The 21,072-nt window shown below is 36.1% G+C and carries 17 protein-coding genes and 1 pseudogene; 7 read left to right on the top strand and 11 right to left on the bottom strand.

The window, feature by feature from the left end; translation table 11 throughout:
- Nucleotides 1-22 precede the first annotated feature (22 nt).
- The 3 genes from murB to rfbB are packed head-to-tail and all read right to left on the bottom strand — an operon-like array spanning nt 23 to nt 3,039.
- On the bottom strand, nt 23-1,030 hold the full coding sequence (gene murB / locus G7Y57_RS02755) for a UDP-N-acetylmuramate dehydrogenase (protein ID WP_165020638.1): 1,008 nt from the start codon (nt 1,028-1,030) through the stop codon (nt 23-25).
- Nucleotides 1,031-1,038: 8 nt separating this feature from the next.
- Nucleotides 1,039-1,875, bottom strand: a complete 837-nt coding sequence (locus tag G7Y57_RS02750) for a hypothetical protein (RefSeq protein WP_165020637.1) — start codon at nt 1,873-1,875, stop codon at nt 1,039-1,041.
- A 27-nt stretch (nt 1,876-1,902) separates the two neighbouring features.
- Nucleotides 1,903-3,039, bottom strand: coding sequence for a dTDP-glucose 4,6-dehydratase (gene rfbB / locus G7Y57_RS02745; protein ID WP_165020636.1), 1,137 nt, complete (start codon nt 3,037-3,039; stop codon nt 1,903-1,905).
- Between the two features lie 202 nt (nt 3,040-3,241).
- Between rfbB and G7Y57_RS02740 the strand changes: the two genes are divergently transcribed.
- Nucleotides 3,242-4,576: an NADP-specific glutamate dehydrogenase gene (locus G7Y57_RS02740; RefSeq protein WP_165020635.1), complete on the top strand. Its 1,335-nt coding sequence runs from the start codon at nt 3,242-3,244 to the stop codon at nt 4,574-4,576.
- Nucleotides 4,577-4,630: 54 nt separating this feature from the next.
- On the opposite strand, the gene G7Y57_RS02735 is transcribed toward G7Y57_RS02740, so the two are convergent.
- The 3 genes and pseudogenes from G7Y57_RS02735 to G7Y57_RS02725 form a co-directional block, all read right to left on the bottom strand.
- On the bottom strand, nt 4,631-5,230 hold the full coding sequence (locus G7Y57_RS02735) for an IMPACT family protein (RefSeq protein WP_165020634.1): 600 nt from the start codon (nt 5,228-5,230) through the stop codon (nt 4,631-4,633).
- A 36-nt stretch (nt 5,231-5,266) separates the two neighbouring features.
- Nucleotides 5,267-5,602 (bottom strand): annotated as a pseudogene (locus tag G7Y57_RS02730) (YnfA family protein).
- Between the two features lie 120 nt (nt 5,603-5,722).
- Nucleotides 5,723-6,727: a hypothetical protein gene (locus tag G7Y57_RS02725; RefSeq protein WP_165020633.1), complete on the bottom strand. Its 1,005-nt coding sequence runs from the start codon at nt 6,725-6,727 to the stop codon at nt 5,723-5,725.
- Between the two features lie 385 nt (nt 6,728-7,112).
- Between G7Y57_RS02725 and G7Y57_RS02720 the strand changes: the two genes are divergently transcribed.
- Nucleotides 7,113-8,390 (top strand): tyrosine-type recombinase/integrase, encoded by a 1,278-nt coding sequence (locus G7Y57_RS02720; RefSeq protein ID WP_165020632.1) that lies wholly within the window; start codon nt 7,113-7,115, stop codon nt 8,388-8,390.
- 111 nt (nt 8,391-8,501) lie between these two features.
- On the top strand, nt 8,502-9,389 hold the full coding sequence (locus tag G7Y57_RS02715) for a HEPN domain-containing protein (RefSeq protein WP_165020631.1): 888 nt from the start codon (nt 8,502-8,504) through the stop codon (nt 9,387-9,389).
- An 11-nt stretch (nt 9,390-9,400) separates the two neighbouring features.
- On the opposite strand, the gene G7Y57_RS02710 is transcribed toward G7Y57_RS02715, so the two are convergent.
- From G7Y57_RS02710 to G7Y57_RS02700, 3 genes are all read right to left on the bottom strand, one after another.
- Nucleotides 9,401-9,865, bottom strand: coding sequence for a hypothetical protein (locus G7Y57_RS02710; RefSeq protein ID WP_165020630.1), 465 nt, complete (start codon nt 9,863-9,865; stop codon nt 9,401-9,403).
- Between the two features lie 472 nt (nt 9,866-10,337).
- Nucleotides 10,338-10,910, bottom strand: a complete 573-nt coding sequence (locus G7Y57_RS02705; RefSeq protein ID WP_165020629.1) for a hypothetical protein — start codon at nt 10,908-10,910, stop codon at nt 10,338-10,340.
- Nucleotides 10,911-10,974: 64 nt separating this feature from the next.
- The gene (locus tag G7Y57_RS02700) at nt 10,975-11,937 is read right to left on the bottom strand and encodes an HNH endonuclease (RefSeq protein ID WP_165020628.1); all 963 of its coding nucleotides are present in this window, start codon (nt 11,935-11,937) and stop codon (nt 10,975-10,977) included.
- A 325-nt stretch (nt 11,938-12,262) separates the two neighbouring features.
- Here G7Y57_RS02700 and G7Y57_RS02695 point away from each other — a divergent pair, with 325 nt between their 5' ends.
- Together G7Y57_RS02695 and G7Y57_RS02690 are read left to right on the top strand one after the other, a co-directional pair.
- Nucleotides 12,263-12,727: a hypothetical protein gene (locus G7Y57_RS02695; RefSeq protein ID WP_165020627.1), complete on the top strand. Its 465-nt coding sequence runs from the start codon at nt 12,263-12,265 to the stop codon at nt 12,725-12,727.
- A gap of 1,403 nt (nt 12,728-14,130) precedes the next feature.
- On the top strand, nt 14,131-16,644 hold the full coding sequence (locus G7Y57_RS02690; protein WP_165020626.1) for an ATP-dependent Clp protease ATP-binding subunit: 2,514 nt from the start codon (nt 14,131-14,133) through the stop codon (nt 16,642-16,644).
- Between the two features lie 147 nt (nt 16,645-16,791).
- On the opposite strand, the gene G7Y57_RS02685 is transcribed toward G7Y57_RS02690, so the two are convergent.
- On the bottom strand, nt 16,792-17,391 hold the full coding sequence (locus tag G7Y57_RS02685; RefSeq protein ID WP_165020625.1) for a hypothetical protein: 600 nt from the start codon (nt 17,389-17,391) through the stop codon (nt 16,792-16,794).
- A gap of 68 nt (nt 17,392-17,459) precedes the next feature.
- Between G7Y57_RS02685 and G7Y57_RS02680 the strand changes: the two genes are divergently transcribed.
- Complete coding sequence (locus tag G7Y57_RS02680; protein WP_165020624.1) at nt 17,460-18,212, top strand: creatininase family protein; 753 nt, start codon at nt 17,460-17,462, stop codon at nt 18,210-18,212.
- A gap of 167 nt (nt 18,213-18,379) precedes the next feature.
- Here G7Y57_RS02680 and G7Y57_RS02675 read toward each other — a convergent pair whose 3' ends face one another.
- Nucleotides 18,380-19,624, bottom strand: a complete 1,245-nt coding sequence (locus tag G7Y57_RS02675) for a DUF1015 domain-containing protein (protein WP_165020623.1) — start codon at nt 19,622-19,624, stop codon at nt 18,380-18,382.
- Between the two features lie 333 nt (nt 19,625-19,957).
- Between G7Y57_RS02675 and serC the strand changes: the two genes are divergently transcribed.
- Nucleotides 19,958-21,031 (top strand): 3-phosphoserine/phosphohydroxythreonine transaminase, encoded by a 1,074-nt coding sequence (gene serC / locus G7Y57_RS02670; protein WP_165020622.1) that lies wholly within the window; start codon nt 19,958-19,960, stop codon nt 21,029-21,031.
- Nucleotides 21,032-21,072 lie beyond the last annotated feature (41 nt).

Below are 21,072 nucleotides of genomic sequence, written 5' to 3'. Positions count from 1 at the left end.
AATCTTTTATAAAATTTATTGATTAGAATATTCTTACTTCGGGTTCCAAGTGAATATCAAATGTGTCTTTCACTGCACCTTGAACCTCGCGCATAAAACGAAGAATTTCGTTTCCATCCGATGAACCGTAATTAACGATTATCAGCGGTTGATTAGGATATGTACCTATATTACCCACTCGCTTACCTTTATATCCTGACTGATCGATCAAGAATGCAGCAGAAGTTTTTACCGTACCATCTTTCTGCGGAAATGCAGGCAAAGCCGGGTAATCAGCTAATATTTCGTTTGCCTGTTCCGAAGTTATACATGGATTTTTAAAGAAGCTTCCACAATTTGGCAATACTTTTTCATCGGGTAATTTACGTTGGCGAACACGTATTACAGCCTCCCGAACATCTTTAATCGTTGGCTGTTCTATAGCTTCGAGTTCTTTATTCAGATCGAAATATTTCGGTAAATAATTGAAAGTACGTTTCAAATGGAATACAACTGAAACAATAATATATTTATTTGTTCTCTTAAAAACACTGTCTCTATAAGCAAATTCACACTCTGCGTTAGAGAAAGAAAGAACCTCCCCTGTGTTAATATCTACTGCAATAACCTCGTGAATACAATCTTTCACTTCTGCGCCATAAGCTCCTATATTTTGTACGGGAGATGCCCCCACTGTTCCAGGGATATAAGACAGATTCTCGAGTCCGGCAAAACCGCCATCAACACAATAAGCAACAAAGGTGTCCCAATCTTCGGAGGCCATAACCTCTATAAAAACATCCTCATCTTCTTCCTCCTCATCAGATACTTCGCGGAGTCCTTTTATATCGAGACATACAGCCAGTCCGTCAAAATCTTTTGTAAAGAAAAGGTTGCAACCTCCTCCTATTATCAATTTTTGCTCGTTAGGATAATCTGATAAACACTGGCGAAGTTCGTCTACACTTTGTGGACGACAAAAAATCTTAGCTACAGCTTCTGTTTTAAACGAATTATAATCTTTCAGCTGGGTTTGCCTATAATATTCCATAATGGGGATTAACTTTTCTTTTTCTTTATAAACCAAACAATCATGGCTATAACAGCCATTCCACCTATTACAGATAGAATAACCAGCCAATGTTTGAGTATGAATTTTATTACAATAATCAATATAACAACAGCGAGGACTATACCTATTATTTGTATAACCTTACGAATTGTCGCTTTTCTTTTAATCGAAGCTAACTCCTCTTCACTAAGAGTTGCTATTTCGGGTTCTGCATTTACATTTATGAATGTGGTCGACACCGTTTCGGTTTCAGTCGGCGTTTGGGTTTCTATTATTTCTTCTTCAATCTCGGGGATTTCAGTATTGAACGAATTTTCTTCCGTTTCTTCGTAAGCAACATACCCTTCATTTGTTTCTTCTTCGGGCAGCAATAAAGGTTTAACCTCTTCGTAGTCTACATCCTCAGGCAAATAATTCTCGGGAGCCTTTTCTACAATAACTTCAATTATACGATTTTCGACCTTCGGCAAATCCAATTCCCGATTATCTTCAATTATCGGCTCTTTAGGGGAATCAACAACCGGCTCCGATACTTTTTCTTCTATAGTTTGAATCGGCTCACTTTTAATATGCTCATTGCCATTATAAGCTAACCGAATAACTGAATCGACCCGTGATGAAGCGACTTTTGTATCAAAATCACCATCATTTACCATTTTGATTAGCTCATCCTCTATCAAAGGATATTTGGTCATTAATGTTTGACACGCATTAGCGAAATCACGAAAGCGCTGTATTTTTTCAACTTTTGCTTTTACATCATCACCACTTAGAGATGTAACATCTAATATTTTATCTGCTAGAATAGCCTTTAGTCGTTCCATAAATTTAGAGGAAAGATAATATTTTGGTTATCGGTTTAAATACATTTGTTCGTAATACTTCATATAGTCTCCGGACGTAACCTCTTCTACCCATGTCTGATTGTCAAGATACCAATAAATAGTCCTTACAATGCCTTTGTCGAAGGTAGTCTCGGGGAGCCATCCTAATTCTTTAGAAATCTTAGCCGGATCGATAGCATAACGGTGATCATGACCTTGACGATCTTTCACAAACGAAATTAAATCATTATTTATCCAACTGATATCAATAGTTCCGTCTGCGGCTATTTCTTTTTTCTTAAGCACCTCTCTGTATTTCGGTTCATTTTCTAAAATATCGTGTATGGTAGATATAACAAGTTTTACTATATCAATGTTCTTCTTTTCGTTATGCCCACCTATATTATAAACCTCATCGACACGCCCCCGATGGAGAACTGCATCTATCGCTTTACAGTGATCTTCAACATATAACCAATCTCTGACATTGCTGCCGTCACCATATACCGGCAGTTGTTTACCTTCCAGAATATTACGGATAATAAGAGGAATCAGTTTTTCCGGAAAATGATACGGCCCGTAGTTATTCGAACAGCGAGTTATATTTATTGGCATCTTGTAAGTTTCGGCATAGGCCTTAACAATCAGATCACCACCTGTCTTTCCTGCACTATAAGGCGAACGCGGATCGAGAGGCGTGGTTTCAGTAAAATAACCCTCATCACCCAACGAACCATAAACCTCATCTGTAGAAACTTGGAGATACTTTACGCCTTCGCGCCAGATAGGGTAGTTATTATCATCTTTACCTACTGTCCAATATTTTTTTGCTGTATCTAGCAGATTTTGTGTTCCCAGAACATTTACCTGAAGAAACAATTGTGGGTTTTCGATACTACGATCGACATGACTTTCCGCTGCAAAATTTACAACATAGTCAATCTCGTAATCTGAAAACACCTTCTCGGTAGCTGCTCTATCGCAAATGTCACCTTTTACAAAAACGACACGAGGATCTTTAAGTTCTTCGGAAAGTGTACCTAAATTACCTGCATATGTAAGTGAATCAAAAATGATAAGTTTTGCATCAGGATGTGCAGCCAGCATATGCTTAACAAAATTCGAGCCGATAAAACCGGCACCACCCGTTATAAGATAAGTCATGTATTTTAATCTGTTATATTTCTACATTTTAATTAGTAAATACAAAAATAAGAAAAAAACTATATCAAGAGTCCTTTACGATGTATTTATCACGTAAATCTTATTAAAAGTGAAAAAACATAAAAATAGCAGACGCCAAACTGACAAAAAGACAAAAAAAACACTATATTTGCATCAAATATAAACCATAACAAGATATTTAATGAAATCAGAAGAAGTATTAGCGCAATTAAAACGCAGATTTCCAAACGAGCCGGAATATCATCAAGCGGTACACGAAGTATTAGAATCTATCGAAGAAGTCTATAACCAACACCCAGAGTTCGAAAAAGCAAACCTTATTGAGAGACTATGTATTCCCGATCGTATGTTTTCTTTCCGTGTTACATGGGTAGACGACAAAGGACAAGTTCACACCAATATGGGCTACAGAGTGCAACACTGCAATGTGATAGGACCATACAAAGGTGGCATACGTTTTCATGCATCCCTAACCCCTTCTATTCTTAAATTCTTAGCTTTCGAACAAACGTTCAAAAATTCACTTACTACCCTGCCTATGGGTGGCGGTAAAGGTGGATCGGACTTTAGCCCTAAAGGTAAATCTTCTGCTGAAATCATGCGATTCTGCCAAGCGTTTGTAACCGAATTGTGGAGACACATCGGTCCTGATACCGACGTTCCTGCAGGAGACATAGGCGTGGGTGGTCGCGAAATCGGTTATATGTTCGGTATGTACCGCAAATTAACCCGCGAATTTACTGGAACATTTACTGGTAAAGGTTTAACATTTGGTGGCTCGTTGATTCGCCCCGAAGCAACCGGCTATGGCAATGTTTACTTCCTTCTTGAAATGCTAAAAACAAGCAATATCGACATTAAAGGTAAAAAATGTCTGGTTTCGGGATCAGGTAATGTTGCTCAATACACTTGTGAAAAATTAATAGAACTAGGAGCAATACCTGTAAGTTTATCAGACTCCGACGGATATATATATGACGAGAATGGTATTACAATGGAAAAATTGGAATACGTAAAAGAGCTGAAAGAACTTTACAGAGGTCGTATCAAAGAATATGCTGATACTTACGGCTGTAAATATGTACCAAATGCTCGTCCTTGGGCAGAAAAAGCAGATATCGCTTTACCTTCGGCCACTCAAAACGAACTGAATGGCGAAGATGCTAAGAAACTAGTCGCTAATGGAGTTATAGCTGTATCGGAAGGTGCAAACATGCCATCTACTCCGGAAGCTATTGAGGTATTCCAAAGTGCAAAAATACTTTATGCACCGGGCAAAGCTGCCAATGCAGGAGGTGTTTCTGTTTCGGGATTAGAAATGACTCAAAACTCTGAAAGAATCAGCTGGTCGACTGAAGAAGTAGACAATAGATTGAAGTCTATCATGAAGAATATCCACGAGAACTGTGTTAAATATGGCACACAACCCGATGGATATGTAAACTACGTGAAAGGTGCAAATATTGCCGGATTTATGAAGGTAGCTAAAGCTATGATGGCTCAGGGTATCGTATAAATTATATTTAGTTAATGAATAAAAAGTTGCTTGTGGTTCACAGGCAACTTTTTTTTATTCTTCGATAAATCGTAGGCTCTCTACTTTTTCGAGCTTACTCACCAACTCTTTATATTTACCTTTTCGGATGGATAGGATCATTAAGCAATCCATATCATATTCCTGCTTCACGATTGTTGGTTCTAGGTCCTTTACGATCTTCATCACATCATTCATAAAAGGATATTCGAAAGCAAAAGCGAAAATACAATCGACAGTCTTTTCTATTATTTCTGATTCCGCAATCGCTTCCGCAGCAGCTTCGCGATAAGCAACAATCAAGCCGCTTGTACCAAGTTTTATACCACCAAAATAGCGTATTACAACAACAAGAATATCTGTCAGATCATTCGAATTGATTTGCCCCAAAATCGGCTTACCAGCAGTACCCGAAGGTTCGCCATCATCGTTCGACCTGAAATTATCACGATCTGCACCAAGCATATACGCCCAACAGACGTGGCGTGAATCATAATATTCTTTCCGATACTTGTCAACAGTCATTTTCACCTCTTCCACTGTAGATACAGGTATGGCATAAGCAATAAACTTGCTCCGCTTTTCTGTATAAATAGCCTTCGATATATCGCTGATTGTTTTAAAAGTATCTTCCATAAAGGACAAAGATAATAAGGAATTTGCAGAAACTCATCAGCTACTCGCCCTAGGTGCATAGAAGATAATGCAAACACCAACTAATGCGACTATCGCACCGATAATATCGTAACGGTCGGGTTTAAAACCATCGACAGACCATGCCCACAACAACGACAATACAATGAAGACACCACCGTAAGCTGCATATACACGCCCGAATGTAGCCGTTTGCAAAGTTGCAACAACTCCATAGAGAGCAAGTATTAAGCCACCCAGCACGCCATACCACAAGGGTTTTTCTTCTTTAAGCTAAAGCCAGATAAGATAACCTCCCCCTATTTCGCAGACACCAGCCAGAATAAAAAACAATAATGATTTTAGAACTATCATTTATCTTGATTTTGAAATAAAAACAAACTATTTATGTAGATTCAAAGACAAATGTACTAGATATTGAAGAATAGCTTTCAGATAAATGACAGGAAAATAGGAATTGATTTATTATATTTTCTAATATTCAAAAGTCAGCTTAAGAGATATACCGTTGTATTTTTCGTCCAACGTGACAAACTTAGAGGGGTCTATTGTCGACCGTTCATCAAACTTTGCACATTGCAGTGTATAACCCAGCCCAATATTGAAAGCTACTTTATCATTTTTACTAAAACTTACTCCAAAGGAACTACTTACATAATAGCCCCTACCCCCAAAGAACGAATATCCGCCTTTCACATCCCAGAATGGTGTAGTGCCTTCATCCAAAAAATTAATACGGGGGTTGATAAATAGTGGTAAAGACGATTCTTTTTTATTAAGCGATAAATTATAACCGACACCTAAACCCAGAAAAAAGATCGGATTGAATTGGTATCCATGCGAAGAAATAATTTCAAAACGATTATTCTTAACATTACCAACTCCGTGAGTATATCCATAATCGATAAATCCCCGATAACCAGATATATCCCTATTCCATTCCCGGCTTCGGTGCTTGGGTCTCGGAGGAGTCCAAAAAGTAAGATCTCCCGTATCTTCTTGGCTTCGCATGCTGGATTGAACAGGAGTGGGAACACTCATTTCGGGAACGCTGACCCTATCATTTTTCAAATTCTGATGCAAATTCTCATTGTTCAGCAAGTCAGAATAGCTATCAGTTAGTGGGCTTAGGTCAGGCTGCGCTTGGCTATTTGCACTATTTTGCAAACTAAGATTCTGTTTATTACTATTATACTCTTTATTATCAGCAGACACATTACTACCAGAAGCAGGTACAGAACCTCTAATTACTTTTTCTACTTCAAATTTCTGGAATGTTTGTACCGTTTCATTTTTTGTAGTTTCATCTATTACTTTTATCGTGAAAACACCAAGTTCATCTTTTATTATAGTCCCAGTTACAACTTCTTTATTTTTCAGGTATATCACATCCTTCAATTTATTATTAACATCCTGTCCTTTTACAGGTAGAAGCTGAAGCAATACAACAGATAAAAGCAAAATAGATTTTCGTAGCATAGTATTAGAATGTAATGGTGTAAATATTATAATCTTCCCTATTAGGTTAAACGGAATTAATCCCACAAATATTACGAGAAAGTTTTTTTTACATGAAAATACCTTTATAAAAACGCTGTAAAATAGATATTTAAATAGAGACATGCAATCAATTTATACAAATTAAAACTATATGCAAAAAAATTGGTTATCATCACGATATCCGTTTTTCCCAAACATATATAATAGTATTGATTGTAAATACATGATAATGAATCTGTAATGAATCTCAAGTATAACGGTACACATTCAAATTAAACACAAATACAGTCGGAAACCTATTCTTATGTAGTTTCATATGTAGTGCCAATTAAGGCAACATGATGGACTATTAATAAGAATTAATATGTTTACAATCACACTCAAAGGGAAACCAAACCCCAAAGACAAAAAACTGGTAAAGCTCGAAATGGTATTCTTCTTAACAGGATATACCAGAGTATCAAAAGCCCTAAACGTAATAGGTCTGTTTAAAGATTGGGACAACACCACCCAAAGCTTTAAATCCAAAAGCAGAGACTATATCGATGAAAATAAGATACTCTTCGACCTAAAGACAAAGTACCTTAAAGTAGCACAGGAATGGGACATAGAAAGTCGCCAATGGTCGCCTGTCGAATGGTCTCATGCTTTCGATACACCAAAAGAAAATAAAGAAGACACGAAAGTATTAAGCGTATCACAAATGATTGATCTGCTCATTGACAGGTTTGCCAAACAACAACGCTTTAAGAACGGTAAAGTCGTTTCAAGCGCATCCAATGTAAAAGAATATACTATTCTGAAAAACTCACTCAACGACTTTACAAAACAGAAGTACGGCAAAAGCCTTTCATCCTACTTCTTTAGGAATATAGGCGAACAGTTCTTACTAGACTATGCCCTATACCTACAAATGAGAGGAGCAGAAAACGGAAATAAAGGAGCAGTATGTAACCGATTGAAGAAACTACTCGCAGTATGTAACCATGCCAAGAAAATAGGAATGCAAGGCGTAAACATAGCAGCCTTTGAATCTGTAAAAGGAAAAATGAAAGTAGGCAAATTTGTACCAAAAACAATCCCTTATGAAGTTATCCGGCACATAGAAAAATTAGATAGAAGCCAACTGACAAGAATCGAACAGTTTCATATCGATTTATTCCTGTTTAGCTTCTATACAGGCGGAATGGCAAATATAGACGTTGCATACCTTAACTGGAATTGTCTCAAAGACGATATGATAACCTATGAACGTATGAAGATATTCAAAGAAGCCAAAGTACCCCTAATTGATAAAGCAAAAGCCATCATCAAAAAATACAAAGATAAATCCTATGCCGATTATGTACTACCTGTTTTTACCCATAAACACGCCACAGAGAAGCAGCGTAGAGAGAAAGTAGAACGATTATCCAACAAAGTCAATGAAACGCTTGAGAAAGTCCGTAAAGCCGTAAAATACGAAGATAAAATCACATGGTACTCCGCACGAGGCTCATTTATCACTAAAATGATCGATGACGGCTATCATCCTGTCTTGGTAGCAGAGCAGGCAGGAAACAGCCCCGATATGATTTACAGGCATTACTACAAAACAACCAATACCGATGAAATAAGGCAAAGCATGAATAAGAACTTTTGACCGTGCAATAAAGTAAAATAGTAGAAGTCCGCTTTTTGAAAAATAAAAGCGGATTTTTTGTTCACACTTTTTATATCTTTATAGCTTTGTAAATAAAGACTGAAAAGAAACATGAAAAAGTCAATATCACATTTACCATCGGCTAATCAGAGAGATTTGCATTTTATTGTCGAATCTATCCTGACACGGATTAAGCAAACCGAAATGATAATCCTTTTCGGAAGCTATGCACGTAATGACTATGTGGCATATGATGAAAAATACGAATTTGGTAAAATACAGTTCTATGTAAGTGATTATGATATATTGGTTGTAACAAGCGGTATTTCGGACGGAGTAGCCATCAAAGCCCTAGGTAATATAGAAGATTTGTACTACGATAGAGCAAAAGACCCTGACAGGCAACCACCTGTTCAATTCATTGCAACCGATATGAAGAAGCTGAACAAGGAACTGAAAGAAGGCAGGTACTTTTACAATCAGATAAAACAGGAAGGTGTAATCCTGTATGATAGCGGAAACCATAAATTAGCTCGCAGACGTAAACTTAACTTTGACCAAATAAAGCAACAGGCACAAGAGTATTTTGATGATAAATTTGATAATGCAAATAAATTTTTAGGATACACAGATGATGCTATAAGAAAAGTTGATTATAAAACAGGTTCTTTCTTTTTACACCAAGCCTGCGAAAGTTACATTTATGCTATCCGTTTAGTTTTTACTTTAGAGAATCCCAAGCAACATAATCTTATGAAGTTACTAAACTCGGTAAAGAAATATTCAGACGAGTTTATAAAAGTATTCCCACAAGATACACCCGAAGAGAAACGGTTGTTTGAACTTATTAAGGCTGCTTATGTGAATGGTCGCTATGATCCTGATTTTGTAGTTACAAAAGAGGATATTAATGCACTTGTTCCGAAAGTGGAGCTTCTAAGGGATATTACAAAATGTATCTGCGAAAGGAAGATTAAGGAGTATGGGGAGAGGGAGTAATTTTTACCATTTCATTTGATTCCAGAAAGCATTTGCTTGATTACTGAGTACCTTGCTTTTATATCATTGTCTATTGCCCTTTGACTAGCAGGAACAGGGCGTACATTATTCATTATCAAATCAGATTTTTTTATAGAATTTTTCATTGTTTTTATAAACGTATCATAACCATATTTCACTTGCTCTTTCGGAGGAATTATTACATAGCCCTCGCCATGTATACTTCTTAGATAGACCTTGCAACCCTCCAGTAATTGCCAACGCAAAGTGTCAATAAGGGTCATGTAATCAAAACTATAAATATCTAATCCATGAATAAAATCTTCTTCATTATTATAATCTTTAAACCTAGGTTTTCGAAGATGAAATTTATCTTTGAGCCATTTATGCGAAATCGTATCTCCTGGATTGTAGGTGTTAATAATTTCCTCGATTAATGAAAGCCAAGAGTCTGAATTAATTTCAATGTGTCTCATAATTATAAATATTATTCTAATAACTAGTGCAGATAGCAGGAGATTCGAACTCCTGTTAATTCCAAACTATCTTTTAAAGCCACTCTGTAAGAAAGCCATACTTCACCATACCTCATTTTACCGCACCTAACCTCTCTACACTCCACCATACCCAATTTTTCCTATTCCAAGAAGTAGTGCCTGAAGAATCGAACTTCAGATAAACCATTACACTTTTAAAACCACTCTATAAGAGCCTCGCTTTACCTTGTCAAATCTTATCCAACCTTGTCCCACCTCGGCAGACCTCACCCGATTGCACCACGCCTGACCTTGCTTTTGAACATTGTAGTGCCTAAGGAATCGAACCCTAGAAAAACCATTGCACTTTTAAAACCACTCCGTTAGATCCATACCATGCCTCTCCTCGCCACATCTCTCCTGATCGTGCCACGTCATGCCAGACCGCACCTCTCCCCACCAAAAATCTGTTTTATTTTATCTCTGTTGCCTGAAACCTGCCGTATTTAGGGCGATAATCACATATTCCAATATATCGACCTGCATAATTTACAATATCTATTATTTCATGTTCGTCCAGACGAGTTTCTTCATACCAAATCTCCACATCACAATTCCATTTACCAAATATTGGGCGACATCTTAAGACTTTGGAACGTTGTATTTTTATTGTTCTGAAATCTTTATATTCATCCATTTCAAAAAGTTGAGCAGGGGCAAGTTTTTCATGTTCAAAATGAAATGTTGGATTGTCTGGTATACTGACAGCTTCTTTAAACGTTTTTCCTAATTTCTTTGCTTTTGCTGCTCCTAAAAAAGCACCTTCAAAACATTCGGCTTTCATAAAATAACCACTCTGTTCTGTATAGTATAAACCTGCCAACCATTCAATACGTGCCATTTCCAATAAATCATCTTCGGTCTTCTTTCTCTTGGCTGATATTGCTTTTAATTGTTTTGTATATTCATTAAAAGGATTTGCTGTTTTATCGTCGTGTTGCAATAAAGGACAAACACCTTCGATCTTGAATTTTAGTATTTTCATGGTATTATTAGATTATGTTAAACGTTTATATTGATATTATGAATTCAAATATAATATTTACCGTCTACCTAAACACATTTTCATTGTGCCAAATTAGATTTTCTTTTTTAGGATAGAATAATTTCTTTTGTGGGAGTAAGATAGGTTTACCTAAGAACTGAGAAATAGAATAACTGCATTCCGTTTCTTCCTTGAATTTATCCGAAATCACAACTCTGTAATTTTCATCAATCGTTACTAAGCCTCTGTCAAATGCCCTGTGAAAATTAGGACAAAGGGCAAGACCATTTCCGATGGTATCATCATAATTTTCACTGAATGGTACAATGTGGCATGCATCAATCATAGATATATTCAACAAGGAATTAATTTTTAAACCTGTAATACAGCATGTATTATTGTAAATCATTGGAATATATTTCTTGAAAACAGAATTTCTTAAATATACCTCTTCCTCGTAATTTTCTTGATCTTCGGATTGTTGTATATCAGCTATTTTCTTTCTGTATTGAACGGCAGAATCATTTAGAATATCCTGTGCTATTGTATCCAGATAAGGAATATTGTTTTTCACTATTGGCTCAACAGTAGGAAAATATTTTGTTATCAATACCTGTTTTAATATTGATCTTTCTTTTTCCTGTAACAATAAAAGAAAAAGTGCTTTATCAATTAATGCATAATTTACGGCTGTATTCAAAGTATTGAAGGACTTTACGGAATTCCTTCTGGTTAATGCTATCTCATACCCTGTTTTGGTAATAAGCTCCCAAAATGGTTCACTTGACATATGATAGAAAGGAAGAGTAAATTTCATTGTATGAACTGTGTGCACCCAAATAATCCAATTACTTTTGAATGAAGCAATCAATTCAGGGGTAATATATATTCTCTCACAATTGATATACCCTCTCTCAATACAATCGATTACACTTAAAAGCAATATCGGTTTATGCGGAGCACCCCCATTAATCGGAGCCCTGCGAAGATGAGTAAAGCAATGAAGGTAATATTCTAAATTTTTCATATTTTAATTACAATATGGTCATTCGACAAAACCAACAACCTTATATTTCTTTGCTGTTACATCAAAAGTAAAAACAAAATTCAATTTTCTAATCATGCTTGTGACTTATTTCTGTTTATGTAAAAGAGTAAGGGGAAATAAAAAAAATAGTTGTCATTTTTCAAAAAATATTGTTTTTCTCTAAACCTCCTAATATCACTTAAGCTATTATTAAATGATACTGATTGGTATCTATATATTTTAGTGAGAATGAAACAGGAAGAAAGACTAAATTTTATTAATCTGAAACAGGGATATTATCCCTTTTCAACTAATCCGTCGAATTATGAATGACAAAAAGCAAAAACGAACATTTCAATTTGTAAAGTATCACACTTGTCTGGCTTATATATTCAAACCAGCCGAAATAGTATTTATCATGCGTATGATAGAAGTAGAATTTATGAAACTCAATGGTTTTTATATAAACTGGACAAGAGCAGAATACATGAAACGTACAGGATTGAAAGTATATACTTTTGATAAATGTATCAAAAAACTGTCAGAGATGAAACTCCTTACCAAAGCAAATAATGAACTGGGAAACGAAGTTTACTACTCGTTTGACATGAAATTGTATAATAAGCTTCTCGAAATCCTTCATGCCACCCGTGATGTAGATAAGTTAATTGATTTTTGTTACACTAATTTCGAAGAGCAATCCCGATCAATTGATAGTATCAGTAGAGAAGAAATCGATATGCTTAAGACATACACTAAAAATAGAATCATACAATCCTTCAAGCATTAAAATCAAATAAAATTACTAAGATATTATTCAGTAAAACTTATCTTCCTGTTTTGAAAGGTCATTCCTCTGGTTTAAAATAACTGGGAAATGACCTTTCTCTTTTTGCATAGATAAAACTCTATATAAAATCATATATTTTAAATCACTACCCCACCTTGAAATAAAGGATGTAAGTAAGATATAGTAATAAGTAGATATAATAGATATATATCTTTTTCTTTTAAAAGAAAAAGAAACAAAAAGAAACTTAATTATATGAACGCCTACGGCGTTTTTAATTCTTAGGATTAATTATTCTATATCTAAATACACATAAATAACTCTATATGGATATTTATAAAGATCAATTTTCCTAATCTTTATAACTATTTATGCGAGAATTTAAAAACAAACAAAAAAGTAATACATTACTCTAAGTATATAACTCTCAGTAATAGAACAAGAAATTATATGTTGTATAAAATACAATAGCAATAATAATTCTCAGTTCTTTTGCTAAAATGAAACTTGAAAATCAAGGCTTAGTACACATATAGAATACGCACCACAGCCGATACCCTCCCTGTTATTATTTATTTAATCTATTTGCTATAAGTTGCTTATGCAAATAATACCGATTAATCAGATAAGAGATAAACTTAATGTTAATCTACTAAAAAGATATATTCTTATATCAACTCAATCAATGCGTAACTGATTGATATTAAGTCAATAAAATCGGTTTAAATATGAATGATCATATTTTCATACATATATATCCTATTCTTTTTACTGAAAACAGAAAATATTCAAAAAATAGTATTATTATAGTTGAAGAAAAAGTAGTGAGATGTAGGACTACATGATGATACTACACAGAACGATAAACTCTATATATAAAGGTTTCTTTCAACTCTATATAAAATAGGCGTTTATAAGTAATACACTGTATATCTTTGAAATTTTGAATTAAGTAATATAAACCAAGTCCATGTAGGGGATTATGTAGGATTTAGTGTTTCCTTCAAAAAGTAGTATTTAAGAATCAATATGTTATAAAAAAAGAAAAGGTTGTCATCCCGACAACCAATCTTCACTTCTAACCATAAATCTAATACCATGAAAAATACAGTACAAATATAAGCACACTTTTCAAAATACCAAAATCAAAAAGACATAAAAAATAATATTTTAACAGAAATATAACATATGTAACGATATTATATATACATAATGATCAAATAACATATTTTAATACAGATTATTTTCAAATTAATAACAATATCTTAACATACTCAAAAACTTTATGGCATCATTTTTGTTTGAATAATATAAAGATAATTAATAAGACTAAATTCAAAAATTGAATTGGAAATTAATCTTATTTTTGTAGAACGATAACAGAAACACCAAATAAGACGGTTATGGAAAATAATTTTTCACAAAGAGTTCGCAAGATCATGACTTATAGTCGTGAAGAAGCGGGACGTCTTCAAACCAACTATCTTGCGCCCGAACATTTGATGCTTGGTATTCTCCGTAACGGAGAAGGACTTGCAATTCAGGCATTGAATGATTTTGGGATTAATCTGGTTGAATTGAAAGCTAATATAGATGCAAATATATTGAAACAACAAGAAGACGTGTATCCTAACAGTGAGGTTGTATTAAGCAAAAGCACCGAGAAGATACTAAAAATGAGTATACTGGAAGCCAGATTGACTAAAAGTCAGGAAACAGACTCTGAACATTTATTATTGGCAATATTAAAAGATCATGACAATATTGCTGCAATTTTATTAGAACATTATAACATGGACTACAACGGAACATACACATACATTAAAAGTGTAAGCGATATGCTGCACAAAAATCAGTCTCCTCGAATGGGTGCTGATTTTACAGAAGATGACGATGATGATGACGAACCAATGAACTCTGGCGGAAGCGGCAGCGTTGGTACGCAACAACCTCGTCAGGCTACTGATACCCCTGTGCTCGATAACTTTGGCATAGATATGACAAAGGCTGCATTGGAAGACAAACTAGACCCGATTGTCGGTCGCGAAAAAGAAATAGAACGTTTAGCACAAATACTTAGCCGCCGCAAAAAGAATAACCCTATACTTATAGGTGAACCGGGAGTGGGTAAATCGGCTATAGTAGAAGGCTTAGCTTTGCGCATTACACAAAAGAAAGTATCGCGTGTATTGTTCGATAAGCGTGTGATCGCCCTTGATATGGCATCTGTTGTAGCAGGTACAAAATATCGCGGACAATTCGAAGAACGTATCAAGGCTATACTGAACGAACTATCTAAGAATCCGAATATCATCTTATTTATAGATGAAATACATACCATTGTGGGTGCAGGTGGCGCAACAGGTTCGCTTGATGCCGCAAATATGCTGAAACCTGCTTTAGCACGTGGTGAAATACAATGTATCGGTGCGACTACTTTAGATGAATATCGCAAGAACATCGAAAAAGACGGTGCTTTGGAACGTCGTTTTCAAAAAATAATCGTAGAGCCTACAACTGCCGAAGAAACATTGCAAATACTCCATAACATAAAAGAACGTTATGAAGAACATCACAATGTAAAATATACAGAAGAGGCACTCGAAGCTTGTGTGAAACTGACTGACAGATATATTACAGACCGTAATTTCCCTGATAAGGCAATAGATGCTTTAGATGAGTCGGGTTCTCGTATGCATATTGCAAACATACTCGTTCCTAAAGTGATTGAAGATCTGGAAGCAGAACTGAAAGATGTTATAGAGCAAAAAACCGAAGCTGTAAAAGCTCAAAAATACGAATTGGCCGCTAGCTACCGAGATACACAACGTCAATTGATGGCGAAGTTGGAAACTGAAGAAACTGCTTGGAAAAATCAGTTGAAGGAACAACCCGAGACAGTGGATGCAGAAAAAGTAGCGGAAGTAGTTTCTATGATGTCGGGTATTCCGGTGCAACGTATCGGTGAAGCCGAAGGCGTGAAACTGGTAGGCATGAAAGAAAGCCTGAAAGCGACTGTTGTCGGTCAGGACTCGGCTGTTGAAAAAATAGTGAAAGCTATTCAACGTAACCGAATTGGATTAAAAGACCCTAATCGCCCTATCGGAACATTTATGTTTCTTGGACCGACAGGTGTAGGTAAAACCCACTTGGCTAAGATGATTGCAGAACAATTGTTCGATTCGGCTGATTCTCTTATACGTATAGATATGAGTGAATACATGGAGAAATTCAATGTATCTCGCTTAGTCGGAGCACCTCCGGGATATGTAGGATATGAAGAAGGCGGATTGATGACCGAAAAAGTTCGTCGCAAACCGTATTCCGTAATCCTGCTGGATGAGATAGAAAAAGCGCATCCGGATGTTTTCAATCTATTACTTCAAGTAATGGATGAAGGCCACCTAACTGATAGTCAAGGTCGCAAGATCGATTTCAAAAACACGATTCTGATAATGACATCGAATGTAGGTACCCGCCAATTGAAAGATTTTGGTGGAGGTATTGGATTCAACAAAATGTCGACAGCAGACAAGGAATACTCGAGAAGTGTATTGCAAAAAGCATTGAATAAAACATTCTCTCCTGAGTTTCTGAACCGTGTGGATGATATCGTTACATTCGATCAATTAGATAAAACTTCAATTGACAAGATTATCGATATCGAACTTAGAACATTCTACAAGCGTATGGATGAACTGAACTACAAGATTGATATCTCACAAGAGGTTAAAGACTTCCTTTCTGACAAGGGGTATGATGTTCAATTCGGCGCTCGTCCGTTGAAACGTGCAATTCAAAATTATGTAGAAGACGAAATTGCAGAATTGATACTTTCAGGCACTGTTAAAGAAGGTGGTACAATTACCTTTGCAATAGACAAAGAGAAAGATAGATTAATAGCAACTGCTAAATAAAAGCAAAAATTATATGTAAAAACGCCCCCGAAAATAAATTTCGGGGGCGTTTTTTTATGGGATAAACTCTTTTGTGCTTCGTCATTCCGAAACATAATAGATTCCTCCTTCCAGTTTGGAATGACAGGAGGGCTGAATATGCTCTTTTTACAAATTTCTTAAGTGCCTTAGAACCTCTTCTTTCAAAACGATTACTTTCAATGGGATTGTGGCGTACGCTATTTGGAAATCAGGATTATCATCCAATCGGCTATGACGACGAACAAATTCATCCAGTGGCATATCGTCAGTGTATCCTTCAAAAATCGATCTTTTCGCTATTTTTGCTTTATCAACTAACGATGCAATATCTTTCAGTGCCGGAATAAGAGAAAGCGTTTCTACAACAGTTCCTATTTGCTGAAAATCAAGAGACACAGCAAAATCATCCGATTCGACAACCCCTAGCCATTGCAAAACAATGCGCAGATTCTCTTTAGTCAACCCCTCAATCGCTTTATAGTTTTTATCATAAAGAGCATCTCTGATACTCGACACAGTTCTATTAAAATCGAATCTTTCAGCTTCATAATATGCTGCCGCCATTTTAGGTTCACAGCCCGTCAATTCACAAATCTCGCTTATCGATTTTGCTTTAAATAAAGCAGCACAGAGGGCAACATCACCATTATTTGCCTTCAACAACTGCATAGCTTCCCCCATTGGCACAGGGACAATCTTTCGTAATTCCTTTATTTTACCAGTCATATTTTATTCATTAATAATGCAAAGATAGAAAAGTAAAATTCATTACCTTTACAAGAAACGAGCTAATTATGGATAAATTCGACATTCAGTCAGTGTCTTATAACGACACTAAAGACAAAAAGTTTGATTATGCAATCTTACCGTGGGGAGCTACCGAACCTCACAATTATCATCTGCCATTCCTTACCGATTGCTACCTCGCACACGACATTTCGGTAGATGCTGTAAGAAAAGTTTATGAACGTTCCGATTTGAAAGGGATGATACTGCCAACGATTCCGCTAGGCACACAGAATACCGGTCAACGCGAATTACCTTTCTGTCTGCACACCCGTTATGAAACACAGAAAGCAATACTGACCGACATTGTGGCTTCTCTCGATTATCAAGGAGTACATGCTTTAATAATAGTAAACGGACACGGAGCGAATAACTTTCGGAACATGATTCGTGATCTGGCTGTCGATTTTCCGAATTTCTTTATTGTTGTTGCCGATTGGTTCAAAGTTGTATCTCAAACAGGTTATTTTGAAGAAACTGACGATCATGCAGGAGAAATGGAAACATCGGTTTTAATGCATTATCGCCCCGACCTAGTAGATTTATCTATGGCCGGAGACGGTACCTACAAACCATTCAAAGCTCAGACTCTACGTGAAGGCATAGGATGGACACCTCGTAATTGGGCTAAAGTTTCGGAAGACACAGGAGTTGGCAATCCGCATAAATCGACAGCAGAAAAAGGGAAGAAATTTGCTGATGCTGTCAGTGATAAACTAGCACAGTTATTTATAGAAGTAGCTAAGGGTGATATATATTGAATTTTAGTAAATAGTTAACCTGTCATCCCGAAACGAAGTGAGGGATCTTAACTCTCTTTGTTTTAGAGTAAACAGATCCCTCACTTCGTTTCGGGATGACAGAAGCGAGTATTATGCCCCTTCCTAGGGGAATAGCTTCAAGCTCATATTATTTATTAGCCTGAATATCAACTCAATTTATGTATTACTAATCCCGAACGAAGTTTCGGCTCGAACCATGTTGTTTTAGGTGGCATTATATTTCCCGAATCGGCAATATCCATCAATTGTTTCATCGTAACAGGATATAAAGCCAATGCCAATTTCATTTCGCCACTATCTACCCGTTGTTTCAATTCATCAAGGCCTCTTATTCCACCTACAAAATCAACCCGTTTGTCGATTCTCAAATCTTTAATACCCAATATTTCATCAAGAATATATTTTGAAGAAATAGTTACATCCAGTACTCCGATCGGATCAGTATCGTCATACGTATCGGGTTTAGCTGTCAGCGTGTAACATTTACCATCCACATAAATAGAAAAATGATGCAATCCCGCAGGAGGCACAATATCAGTACCCTTTTCTTCTACAATAAAATGTTCTTCTAATTTGTTCAGAAATTCGGAAACACCCAATCCATTAAGGTCTTTCACCAAACGATTGTAATCGATAATATTTAATTGACTATCAGGGAAACAAACAGCCATGAAGTAATTATATTCTTCTTTCCCCGTATGATTCGGATTTTGCCTCGCTTTTTCAGCACCAACCAAGGCAGCCGCAGCCGATCGGTGATGACCATCAGCTATATATAAAGAGGGTATCGAAGCAAATAGTTCTGTTATTCTAGCAACATCTTCCCGATCGTTTATAATCCAAAAATGATGTCCGACACCATCGGATGCCACAAAGTCATATTCGGTAGGAGTAGATATTATTCGCATCATTATAGCTCCTAGTTCTTCGTTATCAGGATAAGCAAAGAATACCGGTTCTATATTCGCATCATTCACTCGGACATGCATCATTCTATCCTCTTCTTTATCCCTACGAGTCAGCTCATGCTTTTTGATATTGTCTGCCATATAGTCCTCGATATGCGAGCAAACAACCAAGCCATATTGAGTATTGCCATTCATTGTCTGGGCATAGACATAATAATTTTCATCCTCATCCTGTATCAACCAGCCATTCTTTTGGAACTCGTTAAAATTCTGAACAGCACGATTGTAAACATCGGGATGATGTTCATCGATATACTTATCAAAATCTATTTCGGGTTTAATTATACGATACAATGATTTCTCATTTCCCTCTGCTTCTAAACGAGCCTCAAGAGAACTCAAAACATCATAAGGGCGACAAACTACTTTCTCTACGATATTTTTGGGAGGACGTATTCCTCTGAATGGTTTTATAATAGCCATAATCTATGCGTGTTTTATATTGATTAACAGGTTATTTTCATTATACACAAATATATAAAAACAATTGAATTGATAAGGTTTTCCGACATCAAATATGCAAAATATTTAAAATGTAAATTTGATAAAATCATTAAAATGAAGAACATATTTATTCATAATGCAACGGCATTCGGATATAATTAGTAAATTTGAAACCTTATTACAACAGTGAATATTTATTTGCCATACTGTCAGATTATAAGACACTTTGTGCATGGCATTTATTTAAATAATAAAAGGTCTCCGACCCTAAAAAAAACCAAATGAAGAATATTAATTTCTAATTTTTATCACATGAAGAAATATAATTTTAGTGCAGGTCCATCTATCTTACCACAACAAACTATTGAAGAAACAGCTAAAGCTATTCTTGACTTCAACGGCTCTTCTCTATCGTTAATGGAAGTAAGCCATCGAGGCAAAGATTTTCAATTAGTGATGGACGAAACTATTGAATTATTTAAAGAATTGTTAGAAATACCGGCAGGATATTCTGTTATCTTCCTTGGCGGAGGTGCAAGCCTTCAATTCTGCATGGTACCATTTAATTTACTGGAAAAGAAAGCTGCTTATTTAAATACAGGTACTTGGGCAAGCAAAGCTCTTAAAGAAGCTAAACTATTCGGCGAAGTAGTAGAAGTTGCTTCTTCTAAAGCCGATAATTTCAGCTATATCCCTAAAGATTATGTAATCCCTACAGATGCCGATTATTTTCACATCACAACTAACAATACAATCTTCGGAACCGAATTACATACCGATCTGGACTCTCCGGTGCCATTGGTAGCCGATATGTCTTCCGATATATTCTCTCGTCCGATAGATGTTTCTAAATACGGTTTGATCTACGGCGGTGCACAAAAAAATCTGGCTCCGGCAGGTCTTACATTTGTTATCGTTAAAGACGAATTATTAGGTAAAGTTACGCGCCCGATACCGACAATGTTGGATTATCGTGTTCATATCGAAAACGGATCGATGTTCAACACTCCTCCGGTAGTGCCTATCTATGGAGCAATGCAAACACTAAGATGGCTGAAAGCTAACGGTGGTGTACCGGCTATGTACAAACGTAATATTGAAAAAGCAAACCTGATATATAACGAGATCGACAACAACCCGCTATTCCGTGGAACTTGTGCTGTAGAAGACCGTTCTATCATGAATGTATGCTTCGTAATGAGCAACGAATATAAAGACCTTGAAGCCGATTTCGCTCAATTTGCCACAGAAAAAGGCATGAGCGGACTGAAAGGACACCGTTCGGTTGGTGGATTCCGTGCCTCTATCTACAACGCTATGCCACTAAGTGGTGTTCAAGCACTTGTAGATTGTATGCAAGAATTTGCAAAGAAAAACGTAAAATAAAAAAGCTAACCAAATAAGGGCAAATTAAGTTTTGCTCTTAT

It is taken from the genome of Dysgonomonas sp. ZJ279 (assembly GCF_011039205.1).
Taxonomy (GTDB): Bacteria; Bacteroidota; Bacteroidia; order Bacteroidales; family Dysgonomonadaceae; genus Dysgonomonas.
Note: the sequence above shows the minus strand (reverse complement) of the source record. Positions and strands in the feature narration are given on the sequence as shown.